Here is a 10,643-nt window from a genome sequence, read left to right on the forward strand (position 1 = left end):
AGATTTAAATATAATTATACAGTACTTTTTTTCTATTTTTAGTTGTGTTGCCTTATGGTTGATTGTAACCGCGTCTATTAATTCTTTTAAAGCCACTTTCCCCAAAAAACAGAAAATATAAACGTCAATTTTATTAATGACTCATACTCATTTATAAATTTGAAGGTATACAAATCAGAGTTTTGAATTAAAATTCTACCTACGACATTATAACAAACAGCAGTTGCCCTTTATTAGTCTCCTTAAAGTTTAAAACCACCGACTTTAGTCGGTCAGCTTGTTGTGTCAACATAAATTGGGTATGGTTTCATAGTTTTTCCAGTAACGCCTTTCAGACTCATTCAGTGTCAGTCCTCCATTATAGTGAGGTGGCCTAAGCTGACTGTAACTTCCGATTATGTATCGAATAATTTCTTTTAGAGCTTCAGCAAACCCCGATAGCCTGTTACTGGAACCCACTCTGAAGAACCGTTCAATAGGACTGTTGTCCCAGCAGTTTCGTCGCCTCGATAGGCTATGTTTTATCGATAACGCCACAGTATCTGACGATAATAACGACTCGTATAATGACTGCCTTGATCGCTGTGGAACATAACAGCTTTAGGGTTTGCTCGTGACTGATAGGCCATTGAAAGTGCTTTTCCTGTGAGCTGGCTATCTGGCGATATAGACAATGCCCAGCCGATTGGTTTACGGGCAGATAGGTCTATAACGACAGCTAAATACATCCAGCGCTTTACTGTCCATACGTATGTCACATCACCAACCTAAGTATCATTAGGGGTCGTAACAGCAAATTGATGAGCCGGGTGGTTCGGGACTTCAAAATATTCATTAGATGCTTTCCGGTACTTATGCTTGGGTGATTGACAGCTAACCAAACCCATTGGTTTCATCAGTCCTTACGCTCGATAGCGAGATAACCTAATAACCTGAGTAGATACCATATCAGCAATACTTCGAACGCCCGCTGAGCCGTTACTGGCAGCATGTACTTTCTTTGATTAAACTGCGTAATTGAACTAGCTCAGGTGTTAGAACCATCGTCTTTTATGCCAATATTTGTAACTACTTTGATGAACACTGAGCACTTCACACAGTGTTTTACACTGTAGCTCTGCCTGAGTTTCTCGATTATTGAGAATTGTTCAGTGAGTCCGACATCAACAGAGCTGTAGCTTTTTTAATATTTCGTTTTGCTCTTCAAGACGAGCTAGCTTCTTTTTTAATTCACGAATTTCAATTTGTTCAGGTGTCATCGGAGAGGCCTTTGGCGAAGTGCCTTGAAATTCTTCATTTAGCTGACGCACTCACTTATCCATTGTGGATTTACCAATATTCATTGTTTTGGCAACTTCCCTACTGAGTACCCTTGGTCTAGAAGTAGCTGCGTAGCTTCTAGTGAAAACTCGGGGCTAAATGTTCTACTACTACGTTTTGTCATGTTGTCACCTGTTAGCTTCTGAGGCGATGATATCACCTTTAACCAGGTGGCCAAACTTAGCGTGCCACTACAAACAAAACAAGGTGAGCCTGGTTTGATTTTTAGATTTATAGAGAGTATGTATTAAAGAAATTTCTTAAGAATCATCGATTAATTCATAATGTACAAGTAACGAAAAATGCACTTATTTGATAGTTTAATGAAGAATACTTATTTCTTTAGAGAATACGATAAGTATCTTAAGGTAACACAGAAATCATTATCTTTAATATGGCATTTTCCTTTAAGCTCGAAGTCTTGGTTAATGTTAGTGGCTTCTGTTATAAGGTATTAACAAAAACCAATGAATAGTTTGTAGGCCTACTACACCGTGCAGCCTTCACCAATAGTTGCCCTACCCTAACTGGATGCAGCTCTTAGCTGATAACTCTATGAATATTTGGGCTATAGATGGCCTTTTATATGCGTTAATTCGTAACATTATGGGTTCCATCATTTGGCATACAGCAATAGTTGAATTTAGTCATTTCAATGAAATAGTTTTCAGCTTGATAGCGTGGTGCTTAGCTGTGCAAAAATTTCACCTTATCGTTTCGATGCTTATTAATTGTTATTAAAGAATTTTTTTTGAAATTTCATCCTGAAATCACCATGATTAAATCATTTAGCTATACCATATACAGTTATATTTTTATGGCTTAAGTGAAGTTGAATCCAATGATGGCCAGTGACATTTCAAAGAGATATGTTCACACGAGCTTAAATCTTTAAGCTCAGATTTTACAAAGTACATTTATAGTAAGCAGCAATACATACGTAATAATGTGACTCGAATAGAATATGCTATTCAACTAAGTAAAACACTTAAATGCGTTCGAACACATTTATGTATCGTTTAAGGTGAAGATATTGATCTCTACAGTTTTATTCAAATTTAAAGTAACAGGCTGCTATACTATAAATACAACTTGTTAGGTGAGTACGTATTGCATTTATGTTTCTGCCAGTATCCCTACCATCCTGTAATATTTCATATTATCAAAGACTTTGCTTGCTTATGACTAGATTCAATCGTGTAAGCTGCGATACAAGCGGAACAAGCTAATTGATACTAAATTTCACCATGCGATTTACCTGTTAAGTTGTTGTTTTTAAAGGCTTGATCTTCAAATTTCAGGGTGAAATCACCATGACTTTCATAGTGTATATATCGTTGTTTTCAAGATATTAATATCACTAACGGACGTCAACTCACTTAGCTATCCTCGAGTGTTCTTCGTTTTACATACTAAAATATAAGCTCATCTCATATCTTCGAGCTAACTTATAGGACTTCTCTTTGTAGCACTTAGAGTTGTTTGTCTTGTAAACGAATACTTGATGCAAAATTTGGAATATCGAAAAGCGTTTATGGATAGTTTACATACTCTAGAAAGCTTAAGATTGATATTTAACTTTCATCGACTACTTGATTTTTCTGTGAAATGGTGACGCCTCGAGATTACATCAGTATGAGTACAGCAACCAATCAGTCCATTATTCATCCTAGCTTCAACAGTCAAGTTAGTTTGAATTTGCTTAATTAGTATCATTGGTACTGCGAATTATGCTTTAACGCTACGTTTTTTGCTCAGCCATTACGGATAATTTTGTGGTTTGTTTGTGTGTAAAACCTAAGTGTGACGTGATATCTCAAGGTGAAGAATTACTATTTGATGATATATATTACGACTGGTACAACAACCTCCCTAGCAAGTGCTGTAAGCGCAGTAAGTTGATTAATAATCCATTGATCTTCTACATAAAGAGTGTGTTAACAAAATATAAGAGTTCGACTAGTCCGATGAATGAGAAGTAATGTTCTACTTACAATCTTATCGGTCTTAGATATGCGCTCCTGAAAAATGGTGATATCAATGTTCTTTGATGTAACCTCGTCAGTTAGACAAGTCGCCTGATGCTTTCTTATTAAGTGGAAGCTTCCAGCCATTATTATGTGATTTATAACACCACCAATTAAATTCTGAAGAAATTCAAACCACAGAAAACTAGCTTTTAGATTGTCTTTCTAGGGACTGTGAAATAACCGATCTTACGGCTATGGGGCTGATTGTACTCTGGTCATAAAAGTCAGCCAATATTAAGAACCACGAGAAGCTTCAATCTGACATTTCGTAGTTTGATGATATAGATATTGCTGATGAACAAACGATGCCATCATCAAATCCATCTGCTGATTTGACGAATACTTTTGATATTGGGCTTTATGGATTGTCTTTCATTATACTTTGCATGATAAGATTTTCGAAAAGAAGCTATGACATGCTTTATCACTGCGTGCACAAGACGAATTAGCATTTAGCGCAAGTCACGAATTCCATACATTACGATAGAGGTTGATGAGAACCTTAAGGCTCAGAACAAAAGGTAACCCGAAACATTGACTAGAGTTAGTGTTGTTTGATTGTAAACCTAACCATTTGCTTTATCTTATATCAGCAGTTCAAAGCTTCAACCGGCCAAGATTTTGAAGACCATTTGCAGGAGTTCTATTGTATGCGCCCCATGATCCCACGGGGCGAGTATTAATGAGCGAAGTTCCAGGGCAGTAAGGAGTCGAGGTCAGGATCTGGTTGGGCCAACTCTTCCATGCACTTAACCAGATAGTCGTACAAGATAAGCCCGTTAGCTTTAGCCGTTTCGATGATGCTATAAAGCATGGCACTGGCTTCAGCACCTTTCGGGGTATCAGCGAACAGCCAATTTTTCCGGCCGATGACCAGCGGCTTGATGGCACGCTCAGCCCGGTTGTTATCGATGGTTAAGTGACCGTCTTCAACATACCGTTCAAGCTTGGGCCATTGGCCCACCGTGTACTTGATAGCCTTGCCTAACTGGCTCGATGGGACAACCTTTTGTGAGGTCAGCCACTGGTGCAAGTCAGCCAGCATGGGTTTTGCTAACTTCTGCCGCTCAACCTGCCTTTGTTGTGCTATCAACCATTTAAGCCGCGTTTCTAACGCATAGAGCTTTTGGATTTTTGCCAAGGCCACATCGGCTTTGCCGGTCTTGCCTTTACCCTGCAGCTTCTTGGCATCCATGAACTTACGCCGGGCATGAGCTAGGCAACCGAGGTGCTTGACCTGGGTGAGGCCATCATAGGCTTGGTAACCATCAGTTTGAAGATAGCCATCATAGCCTCCAAGAAAATCTGTTGGACAAGCTCTCGCACGGCTGTTCCGGTAGTCGAACAAGACGATGTTTTTCATCCCATCCAGTGTGGCGGAAGGTGAGTCAGCCCCTGAACAGTAGGCCCACATATAGCATTGTTTATCTTCCTTGAGGACATTCAGCAGTGTCTCATCCGCTTGGATAACAACCTGTCCAAGCAAGTGTTTGTGTAGAGCTTGGTAAAGTGGCGTGAAGTGTTTGCTGGCCTGCATGACCCAGCGTGCCATCGTCGTTCGGGATAGCTCGATACCGGATTGTTTGAACAGGGTTTCCTGCCGGTAAAGAGGCAGTGCATACTGGTATTTTCCAAGGATGATGTTGGCGAGCAGGCTTTCGGTAGCGAAGCTCTTGTGGATAAGGCTAGCGGGTACCGGCTTTTGGCTGATAGTGACGCTTTCTGCCTCTTTCTCGCACTGGCGGCAGCTGTACTTGGGACGGACATATTCCAGAACCTTAAGCACTGCTGGGGTGAACTCCAGCTTTTCACTGCAGTCTTCACCGATTTTATGCAGAGGATGTTGGCAGCACCCGCAGCGTTTCTCTTCTTCATCCAAGTCAAGGATAATGCGTTCACGCGGCAGCTCTTTGGGTAATGGCTTGCGTTTCCCGCGGGGCTTTTTAGTGGTCGTTGTGACGACGGCTTCCTGCTCTACGGAGTAGGCTTCACTTTCCACTTCATTGAACAGGTCACCCTGAGCGCTGTCGTATGGCTTGAGTGCCTCGGCACGTTTGGCGAACTGGCGGTCAATAGCCAGTTTGAACTGTTCGAGCAACGAAGCTTTTTCAGCCATCAGCGCTTTAACCATCGCTTGGAGGGCTGCAACATCTTGGCTATCAGGGGTAATTTCAGTCGTCATTTTCATAGCCACTATTATATCAAAATGGTGGCCTAACCACCTGACATATCAGACTATTATAGGGTTTAACTCATTGTATAATCGTGTATTTTGATGGGTTTATGGCCAATGATAGTGAAGCCGGCAAGTAGCCTATCCAGTTCAAATTGGCTGAGGGTAAACACCTGTTTTTTCTCTCCGGCAGGCCATTTGAACTTGGCTTTTTCCATCCGCTTATACCACAGGGCGAAGCCTGTGGTATCCCAGTAAAGCACCTTTATCTTGTCACGCTGCTTGTTGGTAAACAGGAACAGTGCGCCAGTGTTCAGGGGTAAATCGGTCTCGGACTCAACCAGTGCTGCTAGGCCGTTAATGGATTTCCTGAAGTCAACAAATTCCCGGTAGAGGTAAATTTTCGGCGGATTAACTAACCCTCTCATGATGACAGTGAGCCTATAAGTTCAGCGACATAAGCAGCGGGAGTTCCTTGGGGAATACTCAGTTCAATATCATTGACGCTGAGTGTCATGTTGGATGCAATAGGTTTGGCGACTTGGTAATGGGTGGTTTGTTCAACCACTTCAGCACGGACAAACCCACCTTGCTTATTATTACTGTGGCACTCTAGCAGGCGCCGTTTTGCAAAGAATGTTGAAGTACTAATGCCATGCATGCGGCAAAAATCTCTTTGGGATAGGGAGCTGTTTTCAAATTCCTGAAAAATCGCCAACCATTCCTGATCGCTACGTCGCTGTTGGGCCATGATATTGTCTCCTTTTGAATGAAAACAAAATCATAAATCTCAGGAGAACTTAATTGAATGTGGGGTTTATGAAGCGCTCACGTTCTATTGAAAGCCATATTCAAGAGTCAGAGGTATTATTGGAAAGTTTCGGTGGTGAAGACTTTATCTCCTCCTAATAATTCCGCTTAGGTTTACCAGATTTAGATCAAGCACGAGGTGTGATTGGTAGATATAACGCTGAAATGATTAGAGTACTGTGATACCTCAACGGTGATTTGAACTAGACAACACCGGCTAGCAACTATTCCTTCGGATGATAAAACAGTACTCTGGCTATCTGTCAGTTTGGTATAGGGTAGAGCCTTATCTGAAGGCTGTAGCTTAGATAATAGTCCCCTATACACATTAAACTTACTGTAAAGAGAGTTTAATTTTTAAATAGTTAAAAAGGTCAAATGGCCCATTTAGCGAATTCAACCTTAAGTGACTGAACTTAATATTGTTATGGATGCCTCTTATGTCATGTGGAATGGTCTCAAAGTCATCATGAATGTTTAAATGCTCACGGATCCCTTTCTGTTGAAGGTGCCTGAGGCTATAACGTTGCAATCTGCGTAAGTATAACTTGATGTTATTTATACTGTCAGGCGTTAGCCTGTGGTAATAAAAATCAGCACCTTTACTACCAATTAAGAAACCTTTTTGAGAACCATTGCTTAGTTTGAACTGATGGGTTGCGACCCAAGCCAATAAACTATCGTCACCGATAAGACCAACAGGTAATCTAAAATTGAGTTCGGATATTTTAGATATAAAGTTCGTTGTAAGAGCATATAGGGCTCCACTCAGTGCCTCACCTTTGATCGTTCGGCTTGCTATTTCATCGGTTGTTCTACCAATAGTTTTTGGTATGCCAGCTATAATGTATGAGTCAGGCGAACTCTCATATGTGTCTAGAATACTTTGTATTGAATTAGGGTCTAAGGCACAATCTCCATCGATAAATATTGTTAGGTGATCTGTTACTGAAGAAAAGTTAATTGCAAAATTCCAAGCATTTGCCTTATCGCCAAGTGTTAGATTGAATGCCGACCATGATGGTATAGAGCAGCAGTACGCCTCGGCTACTTTGAATGTATTATCTGTACATCCATTAGCTATAACATTTACTTGAGCATTAATGTCTTTAAGGTTTGTTAGCGCAGCTTTCAAAGAATCAAGGCAATCTTTAATATAATGCTCTTCGTTATACGCTAATACATTAATTCTGATTGTTTTTTCCATAATAGACCCTCAGACCTGGCAAAGTAATAGTTTCCATCTTTCAATGATATTGCTGGATGAATATGCTTTTGAACGTTGATAGGCAAGCTTTCCATAGTTACTGCGAAGTTTTGGACTTTCTAGAAAAGCTGTTATTGATTCTGCCATTTTGTTGATATCACCGGGAGGGAGCAGTTTTCCGTATTTATCTTCTATGATTTCAGATGGCCCCATTGGACAATTGAAGGCTATAACAGGTAGCCCTTGCCCCATAGCTTCTATCAATGTTAAACCGAACCCTTCATAACGGGAACTTAAAATATACATTGACGCCTTTTTATATTCTTGTGAGATATCAGCTGATTCAGAGATGAGTTCAACACACTCTTTTAACTCGTATTGATTGATCTGGTTTTCTAGTTTAGATTTCGCACTTCCATTTGGGCCAACAATACGCAATGTCCAATTACTTCTTGAGTCAGCTGGAATTTGATTCCAGGCTTCAATTAACAAATCAAACCCTTTTTGATCTGTCATCCGTCCAACGGCTAAAACAATCTTTTCTCTTTCGATTTCATCCCAATTCTCTAGAGGAGAAATGGGGAGAGGGTTGGGTATGACTTCGACTTTCTCTGGTGGTGTTTGAAGTGATTGGATCCAGTTATCTTTGTCACTCTTAGTTAGAACAATAATTTTTTTGCAAAGCAACGAAGCGAGACGTCGACCAAACCACCGGCTCCCAAATTTAGTAACTATTTCAGAATTAAAATGTTCCCATGCGATATGATTCCTTCTAAACAGAGGGAGGGAAGAGTATAAACACATTTGTGTATCACAACTAATGACTAAATCTGGGTTTATCTGCTTAATGCGTTTTGAAATGAAAAATGGAAGTAAAAGGTGGTGTATACGGGATTTGGATACTTTGAATAACTCACTACGGTTTACTTTTGGGTTGAGATAAAAGAAAGGTGTACTGTTAGATTCATGATGACTGACAATAGATATTTTGAATCCAATATCTTGGAGTTGGTTGGCAATCAAAGTACACATTCTTTCAGTACCGCCTAGAGCACATATGTCATTAATTAAAAAAACGATATGAATATTACTCTCTTTAAAATTTCCCATACAACCTGATCCTTATATTATTGCTTTACGGGTTGAGCTAAGCTGGGTGCTAGGTTAGTAAATATGCTTTCAATAACCGTAGCATTATTATCCCAAGTCAACCGTTTATCCTTAACGGTGTTTATGGCCTCTTGTTGAAGACTTAATCTTAGTCTTTCATCATTAATAATAGTTAAGGTTTTATCCAAAATGCTGTTTGGATTCTCAATATCATATAGAAGGGCATTGCTACCATGGGTTAGTAACTCGCGAATATTGTTAGTATCCGGAGCAATAATCGCTTTACCTTTTGCAAGGTATTCAATCAACTTTAGAGGTGATGACCATGGTGTAACTGCAGGTTGTAACGCGATATCGATCTGGTCAAGCCAACTCGGCATTTCTGAACGCTTTACCAAACCGGTTATGTAAAAGTTATCTTCTATACCTAGTTGTTTTGCTTGTTGCTTTAACTCAGAAGCTACTGGTCCGTCACCTATAACAAGTAACATTAAATTCCTTTGATTAGTTTCTGATATCAAAGAGAGTAACTTGTCAAGCTGGTGCCATTCACGGCAAAAGCCAACAAAACCGATGGTCAACTTTCCCTTGAAGTTAGGGTGCCTTTTACTGGATTGAACAGGATAAAACTTACTGGGATCAATACCATTGGGTATAACAGTGATACGAGACTCTGGGACCCCTGCTTTTTTGATATAGCCTGCAAGTACTGATGTAACAGGACAAATATGATCAGCATTACGCCACGTGTAAAATTCTGTCCATTTAGCTAATGCTCCTAAGCTTATTCCACCATATTTCATTCTTTCGTCGTATAATGGAGAGTTAACTTCTAAAAGCAATTTTAATCGGCAAATTTTCTTTGCCCAAATTCCAGCAGGAAGAAAGAGGTTATAACGTTCATATATCGCGTCTGGGCGATGTTTGATTATTGCTGAAATGAGTTTGAAAAAGACAAAAAAGGAGTAACCAAACTCTAAGAGTTCTGAGAAAAATTTAGGGAGTGCTTGTCGTAAACGAGATACCCAACCGCCATCGCTACCAAACTCAGCATGCTCAGCAATGCTCGGTGCAACAACTATGACTTCGTGTCCAAGAGACCTTAAGGCATTGATAATTTCTTCTACATGAACGTACTGGCCATCTTTAGATGCTATTCTGTGGTGATACAATATTTTCATTACTTATCCTTTGCCTAATAGCAGATGTGGTAGGTATCTCAATGAATTTATGGATTAAAACTGATATACAAATACAACAGCTAGATAAAACAACTACCATCATATAAATGTTTATATATAGATAAATGTTAAGGGTTGAAAAAATGAAGCCTAGTACAGGGAGAATTAAAGCAGCATGGAAGAGGTATAGAGAGTAAGAGGCATCCCCTAATGTAATCATCGATCTCAATGAGAAATTTGTAATTATTCTTTCTAATGAAACAAATGCGTATACTAAGAGTGCTGAAGGCAATCCCCAAAAAACGACTCGCCAAGGGTTAAGATTTGAAAAAGAGATGAAAGGACCACTCAATTGTGACGAAAAACTAATAGCAATAATAGACACAATAATTGCTGTGATTGCTAGCCTATAGCTAAGGTGTTTATTTTGCTTTATCAGATAGCCGATCCAACACCCCAAAACAAATTCTAGTATGATAGGATGTGTATAATATTGAAAAAAAGGACTATGGATATAAGAGTTAAATATGAAGTGAAATATTATCAAAAATAAAAATAAACCACTTAAAATCATTAATCTATTTTTTATCTTAAATACCAATAACGATGCATAGATGAGATAAAAGAAAAACTCAAATGTTAATGTCCAAGCGATGCCTAAGTATGGATAATAACTATCACCAATACGTGTTGGTGCCAGTATAATTGAAGATATGATCGGTATAAAATCAGAAGCAGTTATCGATATTGATGAGTTAATAAATCCCTGAGTAAGATTTAGTGTAATGAATGTAAATAAAGCAATCCAATAT

7 protein-coding genes and 1 pseudogene are annotated in these 10,643 nt (G+C 39.3%); all 8 read right to left on the reverse strand.

Annotated elements, in window-relative coordinates:
* Window positions 1-285 precede the first annotated feature (285 nt).
* Window positions 286-1,480, reverse strand: a pseudogene (locus BIZ37_RS27280) (IS3 family transposase).
* A gap of 2,549 nt (window positions 1,481-4,029) precedes the next feature.
* On the reverse strand, window positions 4,030-5,538 hold the full coding sequence (locus BIZ37_RS27285) for an IS66 family transposase (protein ID WP_187464209.1): 1,509 nt from the start codon (window positions 5,536-5,538) through the stop codon (window positions 4,030-4,032).
* Between the two features lie 59 nt (window positions 5,539-5,597).
* Window positions 5,598-5,951 (reverse strand): IS66 family insertion sequence element accessory protein TnpB, encoded by a 354-nt coding sequence (gene tnpB / locus BIZ37_RS27290; RefSeq protein ID WP_187464210.1) that lies wholly within the window; start codon window positions 5,949-5,951, stop codon window positions 5,598-5,600.
* Window positions 5,948-6,274 carry an IS66 family insertion sequence element accessory protein TnpB gene (locus BIZ37_RS27295; protein WP_187464211.1) on the reverse strand — a complete coding sequence of 109 codons (327 nt, stop codon included), beginning with the start codon at window positions 6,272-6,274 and terminating at the stop codon, window positions 5,948-5,950. Before BIZ37_RS27295 ends, tnpB begins: the two co-directional genes overlap by 4 nt.
* 393 nt (window positions 6,275-6,667) lie before the next feature.
* Window positions 6,668-7,540 (reverse strand): glycosyltransferase family 2 protein, encoded by an 873-nt coding sequence (locus BIZ37_RS27300; RefSeq protein ID WP_187464212.1) that lies wholly within the window; start codon window positions 7,538-7,540, stop codon window positions 6,668-6,670.
* A 9-nt stretch (window positions 7,541-7,549) separates the two neighbouring features.
* Complete coding sequence (locus BIZ37_RS27305; RefSeq protein WP_187464213.1) at window positions 7,550-8,650, reverse strand: glycosyltransferase family 4 protein; 1,101 nt, start codon at window positions 8,648-8,650, stop codon at window positions 7,550-7,552.
* Between the two features lie 17 nt (window positions 8,651-8,667).
* The gene (locus BIZ37_RS27310; RefSeq protein WP_187464214.1) at window positions 8,668-9,831 is read right to left on the reverse strand and encodes a glycosyltransferase family 4 protein; all 1,164 of its coding nucleotides are present in this window, start codon (window positions 9,829-9,831) and stop codon (window positions 8,668-8,670) included.
* Window positions 9,797-10,643: acyltransferase (locus BIZ37_RS27315; protein ID WP_187464215.1), on the reverse strand; the 847-nt coding region annotated here is incomplete at its 5' end. The genes BIZ37_RS27315 and BIZ37_RS27310, both read right to left, overlap by 35 nt.

The organism is Photobacterium sp. BZF1 (genome assembly GCF_014349205.1).
Lineage (GTDB): Bacteria > Pseudomonadota > Gammaproteobacteria > Enterobacterales > Vibrionaceae > Photobacterium.

Coding starts and splice junctions, on each gene's coding strand:
- BIZ37_RS27285 (WP_187464209.1), bottom strand. CDS start 5,538: ATGAAAATGACGACTGAAATTACCCCTGATAGCCAAGATGTTGCAGCC.
- tnpB (WP_187464210.1), bottom strand. CDS start 5,951: ATGAGAGGGTTAGTTAATCCGCCGAAAATTTACCTCTACCGGGAATTT.
- BIZ37_RS27295 (WP_187464211.1), bottom strand. CDS start 6,274: ATGGCCCAACAGCGACGTAGCGATCAGGAATGGTTGGCGATTTTTCAG.
- BIZ37_RS27300 (WP_187464212.1), bottom strand. CDS start 7,540: ATGGAAAAAACAATCAGAATTAATGTATTAGCGTATAACGAAGAGCAT.
- BIZ37_RS27305 (WP_187464213.1), bottom strand. CDS start 8,650: ATGGGAAATTTTAAAGAGAGTAATATTCATATCGTTTTTTTAATTAAT.
- BIZ37_RS27310 (WP_187464214.1), bottom strand. CDS start 9,831: ATGAAAATATTGTATCACCACAGAATAGCATCTAAAGATGGCCAGTAC.